This window comes from Gemella sp. (genome assembly GCF_057272915.1).
Window position 1 is genome coordinate 51,805 of the sequence record NZ_DBHIUF010000007.1, and the last position, 19,148, is coordinate 70,952.

15 protein-coding genes and 1 other annotated feature are annotated in these 19,148 nt (G+C 31.6%); of the genes, 2 read left to right on the forward strand and 13 right to left on the reverse strand.

Annotation, left to right across the window (positions count from 1 at the left end; genetic code table 11):
* Nucleotides 1–90: 90 nt before the first annotated feature.
* From ACO6OL_RS04355 to ACO6OL_RS04370, 4 genes are all read right to left on the reverse strand, one after another.
* Nucleotides 91–2,592: a transglycosylase domain-containing protein gene (locus tag ACO6OL_RS04355; RefSeq protein ID WP_485502254.1), complete on the reverse strand. Its 2,502-nt coding sequence runs from the start codon at nt 2,590–2,592 to the stop codon at nt 91–93.
* A gap of 462 nt (nt 2,593–3,054) precedes the next feature.
* Entirely contained in the window at nt 3,055–5,691 is a 2,637-nt protein-coding gene (ppdK, locus tag ACO6OL_RS04360; RefSeq protein ID WP_485502255.1) for a pyruvate, phosphate dikinase, read from the reverse strand.
* A 60-nt stretch (nt 5,692–5,751) separates the two neighbouring features.
* Nucleotides 5,752–6,561, reverse strand: a complete 810-nt coding sequence (locus tag ACO6OL_RS04365) for a pyruvate, water dikinase regulatory protein (RefSeq protein ID WP_485502256.1) — start codon at nt 6,559–6,561, stop codon at nt 5,752–5,754.
* Nucleotide 6,562: 1 nt separating this feature from the next.
* A complete protein-coding gene (locus ACO6OL_RS04370) occupies nt 6,563–7,180 on the reverse strand; it encodes a CBS domain-containing protein (protein WP_485502257.1) in 618 nt (205 codons plus the stop codon).
* A 251-nt stretch (nt 7,181–7,431) separates the two neighbouring features.
* Here ACO6OL_RS04370 and ACO6OL_RS04375 point away from each other — a divergent pair, with 251 nt between their 5' ends.
* Complete coding sequence (locus ACO6OL_RS04375) at nt 7,432–8,031, forward strand: hypothetical protein (RefSeq protein WP_485502258.1); 600 nt, start codon at nt 7,432–7,434, stop codon at nt 8,029–8,031.
* Between the two features lie 17 nt (nt 8,032–8,048).
* Nucleotides 8,049–8,186, forward strand: a complete 138-nt coding sequence (locus tag ACO6OL_RS04380) for an LPXTG cell wall anchor domain-containing protein (RefSeq protein ID WP_485502259.1) — start codon at nt 8,049–8,051, stop codon at nt 8,184–8,186.
* A 235-nt stretch (nt 8,187–8,421) separates the two neighbouring features.
* Here ACO6OL_RS04380 and ACO6OL_RS04385 read toward each other — a convergent pair whose 3' ends face one another.
* The 9 genes from ACO6OL_RS04385 to ACO6OL_RS04425 all read right to left on the reverse strand — a co-directional run bounded on the left by ACO6OL_RS04385 (nt 8,422) and on the right by ACO6OL_RS04425 (nt 19,091).
* Nucleotides 8,422–11,064 carry a valine--tRNA ligase gene (locus ACO6OL_RS04385; protein WP_485502260.1) on the reverse strand — a complete coding sequence of 881 codons (2,643 nt, stop codon included), beginning with the start codon at nt 11,062–11,064 and terminating at the stop codon, nt 8,422–8,424.
* Between the two features lie 102 nt (nt 11,065–11,166).
* Nucleotides 11,167–11,386: a binding site (T-box leader), on the reverse strand.
* Nucleotides 11,387–11,528: 142 nt separating this feature from the next.
* On the reverse strand, nt 11,529–12,959 hold the full coding sequence (locus ACO6OL_RS04390; RefSeq protein ID WP_485491322.1) for an alanine/glycine:cation symporter family protein: 1,431 nt from the start codon (nt 12,957–12,959) through the stop codon (nt 11,529–11,531).
* A gap of 218 nt (nt 12,960–13,177) precedes the next feature.
* Complete coding sequence (locus ACO6OL_RS04395) at nt 13,178–13,966, reverse strand: hypothetical protein (RefSeq protein ID WP_485502261.1); 789 nt, start codon at nt 13,964–13,966, stop codon at nt 13,178–13,180.
* Nucleotides 13,967–13,979: 13 nt separating this feature from the next.
* A complete protein-coding gene (locus tag ACO6OL_RS04400) occupies nt 13,980–14,858 on the reverse strand; it encodes a restriction endonuclease (RefSeq protein WP_314159964.1) in 879 nt (292 codons plus the stop codon).
* Between the two features lie 108 nt (nt 14,859–14,966).
* On the reverse strand, nt 14,967–15,443 hold the full coding sequence (gene rlmH / locus ACO6OL_RS04405) for a 23S rRNA (pseudouridine(1915)-N(3))-methyltransferase RlmH (RefSeq protein WP_048803186.1): 477 nt from the start codon (nt 15,441–15,443) through the stop codon (nt 14,967–14,969).
* Between the two features lie 16 nt (nt 15,444–15,459).
* Nucleotides 15,460–16,272, reverse strand: coding sequence for a Cof-type HAD-IIB family hydrolase (locus tag ACO6OL_RS04410; RefSeq protein WP_314159965.1), 813 nt, complete (start codon nt 16,270–16,272; stop codon nt 15,460–15,462).
* Between the two features lie 438 nt (nt 16,273–16,710).
* Complete coding sequence (locus tag ACO6OL_RS04415) at nt 16,711–17,499, reverse strand: ABC transporter permease (protein WP_485502262.1); 789 nt, start codon at nt 17,497–17,499, stop codon at nt 16,711–16,713.
* Between the two features lies 1 nt (nt 17,500).
* Entirely contained in the window at nt 17,501–18,274 is a 774-nt protein-coding gene (locus tag ACO6OL_RS04420; RefSeq protein ID WP_314091965.1) for an ABC transporter permease, read from the reverse strand.
* A gap of 1 nt (nt 18,275) precedes the next feature.
* A complete protein-coding gene (locus tag ACO6OL_RS04425; protein WP_314159968.1) occupies nt 18,276–19,091 on the reverse strand; it encodes an ABC transporter ATP-binding protein in 816 nt (271 codons plus the stop codon).
* Nucleotides 19,092–19,148 lie beyond the last annotated feature (57 nt).

Below are 19,148 nucleotides of genomic sequence, written 5' to 3' on the forward strand. Positions count from 1 at the left end.
TACACCATTTCTATATTTTTGTGTAGTATTTTTGAACTTCTAAAAAGAAAACTACTGCAAGAATACATCCTACAGTAGTTCAAATACTAATTATCTAGTATTTCTATTCGTATTGTTATTGTTTCTTCCCCCTGGAGTTGTAACATTCGTATTGTTATTATTTCCTCTAGATTGGTTATTATTCGAAGAGTTATTTTGATTACTGTTTGTATTATTATTGTCATCAGAATTATTATTACGATTATTATCGTCGTTATTATTTTCACGTTCTTTTTCTTCTTGATTACGTTTATTCTGCTCTTCTATTTGACGACGTTCACTTTCTGTAATAACTTTAACTCCTCCATTTATAGAACCAACATTCCCTGGTACAGAAAATCCTTTTGGCGGATGTATTCGGACAATATTTTGCATATTAATTCGATACAATGCTTGCGTTCTTTGGGTATCAGCTTGAGTCATATACTTCGTCGGACCATCAATTGCATCAAATCCCTGCCATACAGCCATCGTGTAATTACTAGTATATCCAATTGTCCAAGAATCTTTAGAATAATTATCTATATCAAAATTATACTTTTGAGCTTCTCCTTCACCGAATGTAGTTGTACCTGTCTTAACAGCCATATCAGCTCCACTAATACGAGCAAACGAAGCTAAACCATTTACTCCATTTCTTAACATTGATGTCATAATATATGCTGTAGATTCTTTAATAACACGTTTTCTATCATCTTTGCTAAAGCTCTTCACTTCAGAACCTTCACTATCGTAGACCTTTTTAATAGCTTTCGGCGTTGCATAGTATCCTCCATTACTAAATGGAACATATGCTCCTGCCATTTGTAATGGCGAAAATCCATCTCCACTTCCTCCTATTGGCGTAGTAATAGAATCATCTGTGATTTCCATACCTACATTAGCTGCATATTGTTTTACTCTATTAAACCCAACCTCTTGGTATGTTTTAATCGCTGGAATATTGTATGACCATATTAATGCATTATTTATAGTAATATTACCATGAAATCTTCTATCCCAGTTTTGAATTTGTGAACCTTGAAGTTTAGAGTCATTAACTATATGATCAGAACCCCAATTTAAATACTCAATCGCTGGTCCGTAAGCTAGTATTGGTTTAATTGATGAACCAGGTTGTAACTTAGCCTGCGTTGCAATATTAAATCCATGGAATATTTGTTTTTTACCTCCATAAAGAGCGGCTATACCACTATTTTCGTTATTCAGTACAACCATAGCCACATTACTTGCTTGTTTTATTCCTGCATAGTTTGCATTAACACTTTCTGTTAATGTATCTTGAATCTTAGAATCAAAGTTTGTATAAATTTTCAGTCCTAAGTTTAAGACGTCTCCTTCATAGTCCTTATATTCTTTACTATTCTTCAATTCATTAACAATTTGGTTCATGTAAGAAGTATATTTTGAATCAAACTCACTTGATAATAATACACGTTCACTTTCATCACGCTGTATAATTCCTGATAATACATCAGTTTTTTGTGCAGCTTGTGAATCAGCTTCTGAAATTTTCCCGTGATATTGCATTAAGTATAATACCGTATCACGACGTGCCTTAGCAGCCTCTGGATTATCATAAGGATTATACGTATTAGGGTGCTGTGGCATTCCTGCTAAAAGAGCCATTTGAGGAAGAGTAAGTTGATTTAATTCTTTCCCATAATAATATTTCGCAGCAGTTTTTAAGCCGTAAACTCCATCTGAATAATAGATTCTATTTACATACATTGTAAATATTGATTCTTTATCATAGTTTTGCTCAAGTTTATATGCAAGGTATGCTTCTTGAACTTTACGTTTTACACTCTTATTATCGTCAAGGAATGTTCTCTTAATTAACTGTTGAGAAATAGTTGATGCCCCTTGTGAACCAAAACCACTAGTTAAGTTTGACACAACAGCTCCCACTAAACGTCTAAAGTCTACCGCACCATGTTCAAAGAATCTATTATCCTCTGTTGCTAAAATAGCATCTTGCATCTTTTCAGGTATATCAACAGTTTCTAGGTTTTCACCTATTTGGTTACCTAATTTTGCCACTTCATTGTTATTTGTATCATAAACAATTGTTCTTGAATTATTATCTAAAATCTTCGAATCAAAAGCTGGTGCTTGGTATATCCAGAACACACATAATAAGAATATTGATATAATAGCAACACTCGCTACATACAATCCATATCTTAAAATCTTCAACCACAATTCTTTATTACCTTTTTTAAAATTTGGACTACTTATTCTTTTTGGTCCCATCGGTCTTCTCGGACCTCCTGTACCATTACCGTTAGCACCCTGTTGAGGATTCCTTTGTTGGAATTGCGGTAATCCTTGTCTTTTATTTGCACCTTGAGGTCTTTGTGGTTGAGTAGGTCGACTTGCACTCGGTCGTCCTCTTCTCATAATTTCTTCATTTGTTAACGGCCTTCTTGGTTGCCCATTATTTGTTGGATTAGTATTTCCTCTAGATATATATCCACCTGGCATAACACTCTTTCTTTCTTGAGAGTGTCTATCTTTTCTTGATAACCGATTGTTATTATTTTCTGCCATAGCATATCCTCTCTTTATATATTTTTAAACTTTCTCTTTATTCATATTTATTTTACGCAATAAAATGTTACAATATACTACACTAATTTTAATGTATATTGAAAAAAAAATCAATTTACTTTGTAAATATTAACTATTATTTAACAAGATTGTAATATAAACAAAGATTTTAAAATTATACACTTACTAGTTAATATTAAACTAAAACAATTTACTATTATTCTTCAAATTTTATTATAATATAAAAAAAGAGTGACTCAAAAATCATGTTTTCTTATGAAATAAGATTTTGTTGAGTCACCCCTTTATTATATATCTAAAAAGCTTTTATAAAGTGAATTTAGATATCAATAAACCACTGCATCTGTATGTTTTCATATACACTTTGTTAAAGTTTAGTTTTGGTCAGCTTCTTTTTTTAACTTGATTTGTTCGCTTTCTTATGAACCTCTTGTCAATATTTTATTTAGTCAGTGCCGCTTCAACATTTTTTATAGCTGCTTTAGCTGCCGCAATTCTAGCAATAATTACCCTATATGGTGAACATGATACATATCCTAATCCTATTTTAGAGCATAGTAATATTGATTTTTCATCTCCACCATGTTCTCCACAAATTCCAAGCTTGATACCTGGTTTAGTAGCTTTTGCTTTTTCAACTGCAAGTTTCATAAGTTCTAATACTCCACTTTCATCAAGATGAATAAATGGATCTGATTCTAACACATTTTTTTTCTTGTAAATATCAATAAATTTAACTGCATCATCTCTAGAGTAACCAAATGTTAATTGAGTTAAGTCGTTCGTACCAAAACTGAAGAAATCTGCATGTTCTGCAATCTTATCAGCAATCAGACAAGCTCGTGGAATTTCAATCATCGTTCCTACTTTATATTTGAAGTCTGCATTGTACAATTGAATTTCTTTTTCCACAAGTTCAACGATTTGTTCACGTAGCACCGAAAGTTCTTTCTCTAATCCTACCAACGGAATCATAATTTCAACATTTACCTCAATACCTTCCTTACGAGCTCTAATCGCTGCTGAACTAATAGCTTTCGCCTGCATTAAATAAATTTCTGGATATGTAATACCTAATCGACAACCGCGGTGCCCCATCATAGGATTGAATTCTGAAATACTAACTATCTTCGCTTCTAGTTGATTAGCACTAACTCCTATTTCCTCGGCAATAAGTTTTACAGTATTTTCGTCTTTTGGTAAGAATTCATGAAGCGGTGGATCTAATAATCTTATATTAACAGATTTACCTTGAGCTTCTTTAAAAATTTTATAAAAATCTTCACTTTGAATAGGTTGCAATCTATCTAAAAATCTAATTCTCTCATGAGTATCACTTGCTAAAATCATTTTTCTAACTAGACTAATTCTACCTTCTTCAAAGAACATATGCTCTGTTCTACATAATCCTATTCCTTCAGCTCCAAACTCAAAAGCAACTTTAGCGTCAGTTTCATTATCTGCATTTGCTAGTACTTTAAGTTCTCTAATTTTATCAGCCCATCCTAAAAGTTTATTGAATCTATCGCTAAATTTGGCATCAACTTTATCTACTTCACCAAGATACACTTTACCACTGCTTCCATCAACTGAGATTGTATCACCTTCATGTAATGTTACCCCAGCAATTTTTAGAGTTTTTTCAGAATAATTTATAATCATGTTTTGGCAACCACAGACACAACATTTCCCCATTCCTCTTGCCACTACAGCAGCATGTGATGTCATACCTCCACGTAAAGTTACAATAGCCTCCGAGCTAATCATTCCTTCAATATCTTCTGGAGAAGTTTCTTCTCTTACTAAAATAACAGGTTTTATTTTCGCCGCTTCTACAGCTTCTTGCGCTGTGAAGTAAATTGCTCCCACTGCTGCTCCAGGTGATGCCGCTAATCCTTGAGTTAATTGTTTAGCTTCTTTTAATGATTTTTCCTCAAATGTAGCATGAAGAAGTTTATTAATTTCCTCTGTTCCCACTCTTAGAATCGCTTCTTCTTTAGAAATTACACCTTCTTCTGCTAGTGATACCGCAACTTCAACTACTGCATTCGGTGTTCTTTTAGCATTTCTTGTTTGTAGAATATATAATTTTCCATCTTCAATAGTAAACTCGATATCTTGCATATCTTTATAGTGTTGTTCTAATTTTTTAGAAATTTCAACAAACTCTTTATATAAATGTGGCATATCATCTTTTAAGACACTAATATTTTTAGGAGTTCTTATACCTGCTACAACATCTTCCCCTTGTGCATTCATTAGATATTCACCAAAAAGTTCATCCTCTCCAGTTACAGGATTTCTACTAAATGAAACTCCAGTACCACAATTATCTCCCATATTACCAAACACCATAGCTTGAATATTTACAGCAGTACCAAGTTTATCACTAATATTATGTAGTCTTCTATATACTTTAGCACGATTATTATTCCATGATTTAAAAACAGCTTCAATAGCTAGCATAAGCTGCTCTTTTACACTCATAGGAAACTCTCTACCTACTTCTTTTTTATAGATTTCCTTAAACTCTTCGACAATATTGAATAAATCTTTTTCATTTAATTCACTATCTTGCTCGTAGCCATTAACATTTTTAACTCTTGTTAAAACTTCCTCAAACTTATACTTCTCAACATTCATAACGACATCTGAGAACATTTGAATAAATCTTCTATAACTATCATAAGCAAAACGATAATTGTTATTCTTCTTAGCTAATGCTATAGTAGTTTCATCATTTAATCCAAGATTTAAAATTGTATCCATCATCCCAGGCATAGAAAATACTGCACCACTACGAACAGATACTAATAAAGGATTATCTATACTTCCTAATTTTTTCCCAATATTTTCTTCTAAAATTTCAAGTTGCTCATTAATCTGTTTTAAAATCTCAGGCTTGATTCTTTCCCCATTTTCATAATAACTATTACAACTTTCTGTGGTAATAGTAAACCCCGGTGGAACATTTATCCCTAAACCTTTCATTTCCGCAAGGTTTGCACCCTTTCCACCTAATAAAGATTTCATATCTTTATTTCCTTCACTGAAATTATAAACATATTTTTTAAACATTTTAAAATCCCCCTATAAAATTTTATTACTCTATAAAATTTCGTTTTATATTATTCTTGTTTAAACCTCTAAACCTTTTTCTTTCATTATCCCAATTATTACTTCTGCTGTTTCTTCTATAGCCTTATTCTGAACATCTATTATCGGACATCCAAGTTTTTCCATAATCTCTAGAGCATATTCTAACTCTTCGAAAATTTGGATTTCATCTGTATAATCTGAATTCCCTAATACTCCTAGAGACTTCAATCTTTCTTCCCTCAACTTATTAAGTTGCTCTACTGAATTTGTTAAACCAATTACTTTTCTTTTCACTTCATATAGTTGTTCTGGAAGTATCAAGTTTTGAATAATAGGAACATTCATAACTTTAATATTTCTATTTGCTAAATATAAGCTTAATGGTGTTTTAGAGGTTCTCGATACACCTAAAATGATAACATCAGCCTCCCTAAGTCCATTAATATCCTTACCATCATCATACTTCACAGCAAACTCTAATGCATCAATTCTCTTGAAATACTCACTTCCCATCTTTCTATTTAAACCAGGATTCCCTTCAGCTTTCACTCCTAATTTCTCTTCAAAAGTACCTAGCATTTCGCTTAAAAGATCTATAACTTTTATATTTTTTTCTAGCCCTTTTTCTCTAACATAGCTTGCTAAAGTACCATCAACTAGTGTCTGAACAATTACATCTCCCTTATTAACATTGGTCATAATGCAATCGATTTTTTCTTTTGTACAAACATTTGAGTTCTTTAATACTTTACACTGCTTATTTTCATAAGAAAACTGCACAAGTGCTGCGTCAACTACATCCTTTGCAGTATTTCCTATTGAATCTGAAATTATATGTACAGTTAACATATTATCCCTCCAGTATTTCCAATAATAACTTAATTAATGTAGTTTTCGATATTTTCCCAACGATTATCTTACCATCTTTTTCATCCCTTACAACAGGCAAACAATCAATCTCATGTAAAATTAATTTTCTTAATGCATCTGTCACTAATTCATCTTCATATATGTATATTACATTCGGTACACGTGTCATCGCTAATACTACAGGAAGATTTTGTCCGTCAGCATTTCTAGATAATTTCAGCATATCCTTTCTAGATGTGACACCGGCAAGGTGATTATTCTCATCAACAATAAAAATAGTCCCTACATCATAAATAAATAATTTTGATAATACGTCTGAATAATTTGCTGTACTTTTAGCAGTAATAGCTATCCCCATTACATCTTTTACCAATTTACTTCTTATCTCTTCACGTTGTTCTCCTAATGAAAAGTTATAATTATAATAGTAACCTACATTTGGTTTTGCTTCCAAAATTTCTAACATCCCTAAGACAGCTAGATCATTTCTTAGAGTAGATTTTCCTAATGATAATTTTTCTGCTATTTCATCACTTGTAATAGGTTCAAAATTCTTTACTATTTCAATTATAGCTTTATGTCTTTCAGTAAGTTTCATTGCTCCTCCTTCTTGTATCATATTTTTTATTATACAATATGTTACACATTAATTCAAGCGTTACCATTAATTAATGTGTAACATTTACGAATTATGTAATATATTTTTCTAATAAAACATCCATTATACGTGAGATTAATTCTATTTATTACCAAATTATTAAAATAGAGTTACCAGGTGTCTATATTTATTTAAATTTAAATATTTATGTGTTATAATTAATCTAATAATAAATTGAGGGGAAAAATTGTATGTCAAAATTATCAAAACTATTTGCAATCGGTACAGGAATAGCCGTTGCTAACTATTATTCAAAAAATCCAAATAAAGTTGAAGAACACGCTGAGTACGCTAAGAAAAAATCTAAAGATTACTATGGTTACACACGTTGCATGATTCGCTACACTAAGAAAAATGGTGTTGAAGAAGCTGCAATCTACTTATACAATGATTTAGTAAAAAATCTTAAAAAAGCTAAGAATGCTTTAGAGAACAAATACAATGATGCTGTTGATTACGGAAAAGAATTATCTAATAATGTAACAGATATTAAAGAACATGTATCTAACGTAAAAGAATACACTGCAGAAGTTAAAGAAAATCTAGGTGATGCAAAGAAAATCGTTGAAGAATTCAAACCTTCTGTAGAAGCTTATAAAGAAAAAGCAAAAGAATCTTTTGAAAAAATTAAAGATCAAGTTTCTAACATTAAAAAAGATGTAGATGAATCACACGTTCAAGAAAAAGTTGAAGATTTCGCTAATAAATCAACTGAAACTTTAGAATCTGTTAAAGAACGAGTTGAAACAGAAGTATTAAACAACACACCTGAAAATCAAGACGAAAAATAGTGTAACGAGGATTTAACATGAATCTACTATCACTAAATACCCTTCCTAACACAGGTGAAGCAGTTAAAAATTATGGTGCATACATTGGTATAGTCATAATAATCGCGATAATTTTCTTCCTAATATGGAGAAAAAAGAATAATAAAGATGACTAAAAAGGACTAATCCAAAAGTCATAAAATTTAACAAAGTTCATAGGCGCAGTGGTTTATTGATTTTAAAAATAGCTTTATAGAAGCTTTTTTGAAATCTAATAAACTGTACAGGGGCGACTCGATAAAATCAATTTCTACGAAATCACGATTTTTGAGTCGCTCCCTTTTCTCATAAATTAAGATAGTGATTCGAAAATCGTATCGATTTTCAAATCACTATCTATTTTATTTTATACTATTTTAAATTATCTAATGCAGCTATTCTTTCTTTAACACTATCATATTGTTCTTGATATGTTGCTTGTTTTTCTTTTTCTTTAGCTACAACCGCTTCTGGAGCAGAACCGACAAATTTTTCATTAGAAAGTTTTTTATTTACTCTATCTAATTCTTGTTGTAATTTTTCTAATTCTTTTCCTAGACGTTCTTTTTCTTTGTCTACATCGATTAAGTCACTTAATGAAACATAGATTTCAGCACCTGGTAAAATACGACTGATGTCAGTTTCACTTGCTTCTACTTCGCGTTCGATAATAAGTTCGCTAGGACGAGCAAATTTCTCTAAATACGCACTACCATTTAATAATACTTCTTTTACGCTATCTTGTGAATATCTAATCTTAATTGGGATTTCACGAGACATTGGTGCATTCACTTCGCTACGGATGTTACGTACTGCTGTGATTACATCTTGGATGAATTGCATATCTTCAGTTTCTTTCTCAAATACTAGACTTGCATCAACTTTAGCAAATTCACTAGTTACAATACTATCTCCTGTGTGAGGAATGTGTTGCCAAATTTCTTCAGTTACGAATGGCATAAATGGATGTAACATTTTTAGAGAAGCATCAAGTACATATACTAAAATAGATTTAGTAGTTTTCTTAGCAGCTTCATCTTCACCATTTAATGAAATCTTAGCAATCTCAATATACCATGAACAGAATTCTTCCCATACAAAGTTGTAAAGAATACGGCTTGCTTCACCAAACTCATATTTTTCGAATAATCTTTCGAAATCTTCAATAGTTTTAGCAAGTTTTGTTAAGATATATTTATCAGCTAATGTTTTTTCTCCAGTTAAATCAATATCACTATATTCGAAACCTTCAAGGTTCATGATTACGAAACGAGAAGCATTCCAAATTTTATTGATATAGTTCCAACTTGCTTCAATTTTCTCAGTTGAGTAACGTAAGTCTTGACCTGGTGTTGAGTTAGTAGCTAAGAAATAACGTAAGCTATCAGCTCCGTATTGTTCGATTACTTCCATTGGATCTACACCATTACCAAGTGATTTACTCATCTTACGACCTTGTTCATCACGTACTAAACCGTGGATTAAACAATCTTCAAATGGACGAGTACCTGTAAATTCTAATCCTTGGAATACCATACGAGCAACCCAGAAGAAGATGATGTCATATCCAGTTACTAGACAGCTATTTGGATAGTAACGTTTGAAATCTTCACTTTCTAAATCTGGCCATCCTAATGTAGAGAATGGGAATAATGCTGAAGAGTACCAAGTATCAAGAACGTCTTCATCTTGAACATAGTTTTCAACATCTTTTGGTGGATTTATATCAACATAAACTTCACCAGTTTCTTTGTGATACCATGCTGGAATACGGTGTCCCCACCATAATTGACGTGAAATACACCAGTCTTGGATATTTTCCATCCAAGTGTTTAACGTATTTTCAAAACGAGGTGGATAGAAGTTAACTTTTCTATCTGCATCTTTTTGATTTTCTAATACTTTATCAGCAAGTGGCTTCATATCAACGAACCATTGTTTAGAAAGATATGGTTCAACAACAGCACCACTACGCTCAGAGTGACCTACTGAGTGAAGGTGTTTTTCAATTTTGAAACATACTCCGCTTTCTTGTAAATCAGCGATAAGAGCTTTACGACATTCGAAACGATCCATACCGTTATACTTATCAGCATGTTCATTCATAACAGCACCTTCATCCATAACGATGATACGTTCTAAGTTATGACGTTCTCCAACTTCAAAGTCGTTTGGATCATGAGCAGGAGTTATTTTAACTACCCCACTTCCGAAATCTTTTTCTACATATTCATCTGCAATAACAGGAATTTCTTTATTTGTTACTGGTAAAAGAACTGTTTTACCAATATATTTTTGATATCTTTCATCTTCAGGATGAACAGCAACCGCAGTATCCCCAAATAGAGTTTCAGGACGAGTAGTTGCTACTTCTAGATAATCTCCACTTCCATCAGCTAAGAAATATTTAAGGTGATAGAATGCACCTTCTACGTCTTTGTGAATTACTTCGATGTTAGATAATGCAGTTCTTTGAACTGGATCCCAGTTGATAATTTTCTCACCACGGTAGATTGTTCCATTGTTGTAGTGATCTACGAAAATTTTCGTTACTGCTTTATTTAATCCTTCATCTAATGTAAATCTTTCTCTTGAATAGTCTAAACCTAATCCAAGTTTAGCCCATTGTGCACGAATATATCCAGCATACTCTTCTTTCCATTCCCATGCACGCTCTAAGAATTTTTCACGACCTAAGTCATAACGACTTAATCCTTCTTCACGCATTTTAGCTTCTACTTTAGCTTGTGTAGATATACCAGCGTGGTCCATTCCTGGAAGGTAAAGTACATCAAATCCTTTAAGACGTTTGTAACGTGTTAACATATCTTGTAGAGTTGTATCCCAAGCATGCCCAATGTGTAATTTACCAGTTACGTTTGGTGGTGGAATTACGATTGTATATGGATTCTTTTTACTTTTATTATCAGCTTTAAAAACTTCTTTTTCCAACCACCAGTTGTAGCGATTATTTTCTACTTCGGTCGGATTATATTTTGTAGACATTTCAGTCATGACTATTCCTCCTAAATTTTTATTTTATTATTAATTATTTTTACTTTTACTAGTTATATTGGTGATATTTTTTCTAGGTAAAAAAAATAACCTCCATCCTTACATAAGGACGAAAGTTTCCGTGGTACCACCTTTATTCTAATTATATAAATTAGCACTTAATAAGATTAACGCTCTAACCACGTTTAAAGCTACTTACTTTCACTCTAAATGCTCACCGGCTACTTCAAAGTCCTGCCTAGGAGAAATCTCTCAACCACTGATTTCTTTTCTGTATCCTACGGTACGCAAGAACTTCTACTTATCGGCTCATCGCATATATTTTATAATTAAAATATGTTTAATATAATAACACACTTTTTTTTATAATGCAAGTGAAATGAGAATATAACTATCTATACATTATAAAAAAGTACTTCAATGATTAGAAATCTAATTCCATCATAGAAGTGCTTTTTTTAATATTAATCTTCTTTTCTATTTTTCCATGCTGTGGCGTTATCTATTTTAATTGGTAAGTTATCTAAATAGAATTCTGGATCTTTTCCTTGTTTATGTTGTTTCACATAGTCTTTTAATACTACATAAACTACACCAGAAAGACCGATAATCGCGATTAAGTTAAGTAAACTCATAATACCCATTGTTACATCGGCTAATCCCCAAACTAAGTTTAGGTCCATGATACTTCCTACATATACGAAGATACATACAATAACACGGTAAACATTTACTGCCCATTTCTTAGGAAGTAAGTATTGAATGTTTGTTTCTCCGTAGTAGTAGTTACCAATTACAGAACTATATCCAAATAAGAAAATAGCTACGATTAAAAAGATTGTTCCAATGCTTCCTACTTGTGAAGTTAAAGCAGCTTGCGTAAGTTGAATTCCTTGTAACTTACCAGCACCATATTCAACACCAGGGTATAGTAAGATTAAGAATGCTGTTGCTGTACATACTAAACATGTATCGAAGTAAACTCCTAGAGTTTGGATAAATCCTTGTTTGGCTGGGTGAGTACTATCAGCTGTTGCCGCAGCGTTAGGAGTAGACCCTAAACCGGCTTCGTTAGTGAACATACCACGTTTAATTCCTAAAAGAATTGATGTTCCCATACCAATTACTCCACCACCTACTTGTTCAAGACCAAATGCTGATCTAACGATTTGAACAAGAACACTAGGTAATTTGTCAATGTTAATAACCATAATAACTAATACGATAAATAAGTACGCTACTGCCATTACAGGAACTAACCATTGAGTAATTTTAACAACTTTTGTTACACCACCAAAGATTACGAAAATTGTAAGAATTAATAGTGCAATTCCTGCGATATGAGTATTTACATTATAAACTTGTAAAGCCTGTGCAATAGTATTAGTTTGAACTGAGTTAAATGCTATACCATAAGTTACTGAAATAACAATAGCAAACAGTACACCCATCCATTTTTGTCCAAGACCTTTTTCCATATAGTAAGCAGGTCCCCCACGATAAACACCTTTTTTATCACGAACTTTATATACTTGAGCTAATGTTGATTCGGCAAATGATGAAGCTCCTCCAAATAGAGCCATCACCCACATCCAAAATACTGATCCAGGTCCACCCATTGCAATCGCAATAGCAACCCCGGCAATTGTTCCAGTACCTACTCTTGATGCAGCTGAAATAGTGAATGCTTGAAATGCTGAAACCCCTTTTTGTTCTCCGTCTTCTCCAACTTTAGGCTTCTCTGTAATAAGTCTGAACATTTCTTTAATATAAGTAAATTGTACAAACTTCGTACTAAATGTAAAATAAATACCAGATACCATCACTAACCCAATTAGGAAATAAGTCCACATAAAGTCGTTAACGGTATTTAACAATTCTAAAAATCTATCCATTAAGAGTCAACTCCTCATTAAATTTATTTTATTACGTTTTCTATTATACTGTATAAAATACAATATCTCTAAATATACGTGAGAAAATCTAACATAAATCTAATCAAAATGAACAATTCTTCTCATATTTACAAAAAATACACCGAGAAATTTTGAAATCTAACATAAAAAATCCAGGTAATTTAAACATCATTTCTAAATCACCTGAATTTCCTACTTTATACATATTCAATTCTATTTATTTCTTCGTTATTATTCTTTGGATAATCGCTAAAGCTATTATTCATATTAGGAACTACTAATCTTCTACCTCGAGCTTTTAAAATAGAATTTATTTCATAACTGTTTAAAGTCCTATAATCTAACTTCTCCTGAAGTACATATTCTCCACTTCTAATTCTAGCTCTAATATCTGTCGCAGCAACAAAGTAGACAACCATAAAGACAATAGAGAATATTAACTGACCTACTGAAAAAATATTCGCTAAGGTAGTGTTCCCCTGGAAAATAAATGCACTAAACATAGATAATACTGTTAATCCAGCTTGAATGTATAATACTATTCTTCTACCTTTTGTATCGAAAATTGGTAAGTACATTATAAATAACATAATAAAGTTAAATATATAAACTACTAATCCCCCGACCACTAATAATACGAGTCCAGTAATTAGCAAACCAGCATACTGTTCCTTAAAAACATCAGTAGTAAATCGTAAATCTATCAGTAATAGCAATAAGACCCCAATTACAGCAGATGGAATCGCAAAAGTTAGTAAATAAGCTATTCCCCAATTATTTTTCCATACACGTCCTTTGTACTCTTTATAAATTCTATAAGTATTATAGAAAGGTATAAACGCGAGTCCTGACCTAACCCCAAGTATATCAAACATAATTTTTGAAAAAATAGCTGTGATAATATACCCAACAAAAACAAATATAAATAATACTATTCCAACTATAGCTAACACTTGATGTAGCATGTATTCATCTAAATTAAACATAAATAATTCCCCCTTATTCACTATCATAAAATTCATCTAACACATAAGTTGTTACAGGTTTAACATATAATTCATATTTAGCTACTAAATCAGCAATGATATCTCCATCAATCAGAGTAATGGCTCTAGTTCCCAAACGAGATGCTTCTATGGCAACTTTTGAAAATTTCGATGTCGTGATAAATATTCCAAACTCAGCATTATATTTATCCATTGCCCCTCTAAACTTATCTATTTCAGGAGAAGGAACATTACCTTCCCATCTTTTAGCCTGAATAGCAACTCTCGCAGTTCGAAAATCATCACTTGTTATATATCCAAACCCATCTAATCCACCATCATTAGAAACTTGAATCCCTATCTTTTCATCCATTTCAACATTCATCTTCGAAACGAGTTTTCTTGCGAACATCTCAAATTTTGCTGGGCTAAATTTTTTTAATTTCTCAATTAGCTCGACTCTCCATTGATCTTCTACAATTTCTTTCTCATCGAACGTAATTACCTCTTCAATATCAACGACCTCTTTGTTCCGTTTAATTTCCTTATTAATTTCTTTATATATAGCAGAAAAATCTAAAACTTCAAGGTTAGCCTCTCGCCCTTTATCCGTAAGAGTGTATATTTTATTTTCTTTCTTTAAAAATTCCGCTCTTTCTAAATAATTCAAACTAAAATTAATAAAAAACTCAAAAGGTGAATATTCTTTATTACTCTTCTCAGAAATACGACGAAAATCAATATATTCTTCAGTTATAACTTCAGAATTTTTTCTAAGATACTCTACTATCGCTCTTTTTGTATCACTTCCCCCTTTTTTTCTAAGTGCAATAATTATTTCTTTAGAAATAACATTATCTTTCTGACTAGTTGTCATTTTAAATATATTCACAAATTCTCCCTCCTTTATTTCCTTCACCTTTATTATACTAAAAATCTTTATAATTTAATAGCAAAAAAAGAATGAAATTGTCTGAAAATACAACCTCATCCTTTACAATTATTTATGATAACTTGCGCCTGTTATTATACGGTAAGCTCTATACACTTGTTCAAGTAAAACAACACGCATCATTTGATGTGGAAACGTCATTCTACTAAACGATAATGCAAAATCACTACGCTTTTTCACGCTATCAGAAAGACCATAACTTCCACCGATTACCAATGCTACATCACTCTTACCTGTAAGCATTAAATTATCAATTTTTGATGCAAATTCTTCACTCGATAAATTCTTACCTAAAATTTCCAAAGTAATAACATATTGATTATCTTTAATTTTTGATAATATGTTATTCCCCTCTTTTTCCATCGCAAGAGCTATTTCTGAATCATTTTCTACCTTTACTTTTTCATCAGAAATTTCTATAGTATTTAACTTAATATATGCTCCAAGACGTTTTTCATATTCTTTTATAGCGTCTCTATAAAATTTCTCCTTAACTTTACCTACACAAATCAAAGTTACTTTCATCAGAACCTCTTTCTACCTACACATCTTTACCAAGAACAAATTTTTCAATAGCATAAGCGAAACCATCTTCATCATTTGACTTAGAAATGAAATTCGCCGCTTCTTTTAAAGTAGGATTTGCATTATCAACCGCAACTCCCATACCGGCGAACTCAATCATACTTAAATCATTAAGCCCATCACCTAATGCCATTACATTCTCATTTGTTAAACCAAGTTTTTTACATAATGAATCTAAAGATACTCCTTTAGAAATATCTTTATCATTAATCTCGATAAAGAACGGTTTAGACATAGCAACCTCATACTCATCACCTAATTCAAGCGCCAGTTTATCTTTCGCTGCAATAGCTTCATCGGGATGCTTAAGAATTATTACCTTAGCCGCACCTTCTTTAATATCATCTTTCATATTTTCACTAATAACTAACTCAGCGTCTACTAAACTAGATTCAATTCTTGCATATTCATTATCACGATTCGTAAGAACTTTCCCACCTTGGTAAGTAAGAATATCACAATCATTCTCCAAAGCAACATCTATTAAGAACTTAATTCTCTCAGGAGATAAAAACTTCTCATAGATTACTTCATTCGTCTTAAGATTAGCAATTCTAGCTCCATTAAACGAAAGTAAGTAGTTATCATAACTATCAAGTTGTAAATCTTCTACTATACTCATCATTCCAAAATCAGGTCTACCTGATGCTAAAATAACTTTAATGTCTTGTTTCTTACACTCTCCAATTACTTCTCTATTTTTCTTAGAAATCTCACGATCACTATTTAATAGTGTATCATCAATATCTGTAACAACTAATTTTATCATACAAAAGCTCCTTTTTTTATCACTAGGGGGGGTGCAAAACCCTCTTAGGGGGTGCATCATTTAACGATTTGTTCTATCCTTAATTTAATCATATTCTACAAATCTGTTTAACCCTTGTTTACTCAATATATTATATCAGATAACCTTAATCTCTCATAGTGAAAAGGGAGTGACTCAAAAATCGTGATTTCGAAGAAATCGATTTTGTCGAGTCCCCCCCGCACAGTTTATTAGATATCTAAAAAACTTTTATAAAGCGAATTTAGATATCAATAAACCACTGCGTCTATGGATTTTCATATAAACCTTGTTAAAATTTAGGACTTTTGGGGCAGCCCCCTCCGTTTTCCTCATTAAATCACTCTAATATTAAGTTTTTTCTAAAATTAACATAAAAAATAAGACTCAAAGCATTTCTACTCTGAGACTTATATTTACTTACAGTAAATCTAATTTGCTTCCTTTTATGGCAGCTTTCTCCATATTTTTCAACAACACTATTCCTAATATTAAAAATACAAAAGCTAACACTAACTCTCCTCTAATTAGATATATGTTGCTTATTATACTCTCTCCACCTATTAATTTTTGCGCTAAAAGTATAGATCGTGTTAGAGGTAAAGTATAGCAAAATTGCTCTACTAAATATGGAAAATTACTAACTGGAAAATTCGCTCCTGTAAATATTAAAAGCACTTTGTCTATAGTATTCGTTACTAGGTGAATTTCTGTCGTTAATAATATTAAACACGAGATAAAAAATCCAAAACAAGTCGCTACAAATATTGCTAATATTAAAATAAAAACAAACTCCAATATTTTTTGTCCATTCCAAGCTAGTCCTAATAATAAACTAAGTACGCTAACTCCAAAAACTACCGATACAAAACTTAGTAACATAGTTGAGATTGCACTTGAAATTAATATTTCTGAAATACTCGTTTTAGTCGCTAACATTAGAGACAGTGTCCCACTTGCCCTCTCCCTCGCTAACTGAAGACCAACTCTATAAATTGCCGTAAATGCACTAGTTACTATCGCATTACTTATAACCCATTTTTCAATATTTTCCGCACCATAAACATAGTATCCTACTAGTGAATAACACATCATTTGCATTAGTGGAATTAACAAATCTATAGTAAAGAAAGCACGCCAATCATTTAATACCGAAGACATTTTATATGAAAAACTAACTCTTCTAAAAAATCTATACACATTTTCCATATTAAAACACCTCCAAAGTCCCATTAATAACACATAGTTTCTTAATTTTTCTAAATGAAAATATACTAATAATAAAATAAATAATTATAATAATCACCAGTGTAAAAGCTACTCTCAATAATTCTTCATTACTTCCACCTTGAACAGCTAATTTATAACCTTCCATCGCCCATGTTGGACTCAATAAGTATGAAATATATTGAATAAATTTTGGGAAAATTGAAATAGGAAAGACCATCCCAGTTAGCATTATTATCGGATAATCAATAACATTCATAAGAATACTTATTTTTCTAGATAAAGTAAATAATCCTGCCATCATAAAACCGACAGCTATCATAGATACTATCATTAAGATTGTTATTAATACAAAATAACTAAAACTTGCAAACTGGATAGATTTATTAAATAAAATTTTTACCGTCAGCATATTAAGTCCAAAACTAAAAATTCCCCAAAGTGTATTCCCTAAAATTTTTCCAAAAATGATATTTTCGAAACCTATCGGTGAGGTGAAAATCATTGGCATAGTTCCTAGCCATTTTTCTCTATCCATATCACTGGCTGATGAAAAACAAATACTTCCCCAAAAAGTAGTAATTCCCGCTCCTATAAAAGCATATAACATAAAATCTTCCACACTACGATTTTGATAAATCATCCCGAGTAAAATTCCACTTAATATCGGGCTAATAAAAATACAAAATCTAAACATTGGGCGTGCTATCGATTGTTTCATCTGAACTTTGGCACTCATTAATATCGCTCTTAACATATTATGCATCCCCCAATAGCTCTATATAAATATCTTCTAACGTTATTTCTAAATTCTTTTTATTTTTCTCTTCTTGTTCGCGTTCTTTCTTTGCTTTTATTTCTTCTTTTCTTTCGTTAGAAACTAAATTTTGGAGACCTACTACATCGTCTATAGCCAGTAACTTACCTTTTTTTATTATTGCAATTCTATCACAAAGTTCTTCTGCTTCTGGCATATAATGAGTTGTTAGTAAAATAGTTACTCCTTCTTTAGACAGTTTTTTTATTAATTCTCTTAATTCTTTTGCTCCTACTGGGTCTAATCCAATACTAGGTTCATCTAAAAATATTACTTTTGGATTATTTAATAATGCTCTTGCAATTTGAAGTCTTTGTTTCATTCCTTTGGAGAAAGTTTCTACCTTTTTATCTATAAACTCACTTAACCCCACTTGAGCTATTAATTTTTCAATTAACTCTTTTTGATCTTTACTAGGAATTTTGTATAAATCTGCAAAATATGCCAAATTATCTCTTGCACTAAGTCTCCAATAAAGACTCCTCTCACCACCAAAAACAAAATTAATATATTCTCTAACTTTTTTAGCTTCCGAAAAAGTATCAAACCCGAATACTTTTGCTTCTCCTTCACTTGGAGCAAGCATCGTAGTCAAAATTTTTATTGTTGTTGTTTTACCCGCACCATTAGGTCCAAGTAAACCAAAAATTTCTCCTTCTTTCACTGAAAAGTCTATTCCTTTTATAGCTTCAAATTCACCATTTTTCGGAGTTTTAAAACTTCTTTTTAGACCTTTTACATCTATTATATTATCCATCACTTTCTCCATTTCCTAAAATAATTCCAACCTAGACTTTTCAACAACTAATTATAT

What these genes read in the sequence shown, in the direction of transcription:
- ACO6OL_RS04355 (WP_485502254.1), bottom strand. Translation starts at nt 2,592, where the DNA reads ATGGCAGAAAATAATAACAATCGGTTATCAAGAAAAGATAGACACTCT.
- ppdK (WP_485502255.1), bottom strand. Translation starts at nt 5,691, where the DNA reads ATGTTTAAAAAATATGTTTATAATTTCAGTGAAGGAAATAAAGATATG.
- ACO6OL_RS04365 (WP_485502256.1), bottom strand. Translation starts at nt 6,561, where the DNA reads ATGTTAACTGTACATATAATTTCAGATTCAATAGGAAATACTGCAAAG.
- ACO6OL_RS04370 (WP_485502257.1), bottom strand. Translation starts at nt 7,180, where the DNA reads ATGAAACTTACTGAAAGACATAAAGCTATAATTGAAATAGTAAAGAAT.
- ACO6OL_RS04375 (WP_485502258.1), top strand. Translation starts at nt 7,432, where the DNA reads ATGTCAAAATTATCAAAACTATTTGCAATCGGTACAGGAATAGCCGTT.
- ACO6OL_RS04380 (WP_485502259.1), top strand. Translation starts at nt 8,049, where the DNA reads ATGAATCTACTATCACTAAATACCCTTCCTAACACAGGTGAAGCAGTT.
- ACO6OL_RS04385 (WP_485502260.1), bottom strand. Translation starts at nt 11,064, where the DNA reads ATGACTGAAATGTCTACAAAATATAATCCGACCGAAGTAGAAAATAAT.
- ACO6OL_RS04390 (WP_485491322.1), bottom strand. Translation starts at nt 12,959, where the DNA reads ATGGATAGATTTTTAGAATTGTTAAATACCGTTAACGACTTTATGTGG.
- ACO6OL_RS04395 (WP_485502261.1), bottom strand. Translation starts at nt 13,966, where the DNA reads ATGTTTAATTTAGATGAATACATGCTACATCAAGTGTTAGCTATAGTT.
- rlmH (WP_048803186.1), bottom strand. Translation starts at nt 15,443, where the DNA reads ATGAAAGTAACTTTGATTTGTGTAGGTAAAGTTAAGGAGAAATTTTAT.
- ACO6OL_RS04410 (WP_314159965.1), bottom strand. Translation starts at nt 16,272, where the DNA reads ATGATAAAATTAGTTGTTACAGATATTGATGATACACTATTAAATAGT.
- ACO6OL_RS04415 (WP_485502262.1), bottom strand. Translation starts at nt 17,499, where the DNA reads ATGGAAAATGTGTATAGATTTTTTAGAAGAGTTAGTTTTTCATATAAA.
- ACO6OL_RS04420 (WP_314091965.1), bottom strand. Translation starts at nt 18,274, where the DNA reads ATGTTAAGAGCGATATTAATGAGTGCCAAAGTTCAGATGAAACAATCG.
- ACO6OL_RS04425 (WP_314159968.1), bottom strand. Translation starts at nt 19,091, where the DNA reads ATGGATAATATAATAGATGTAAAAGGTCTAAAAAGAAGTTTTAAAACT.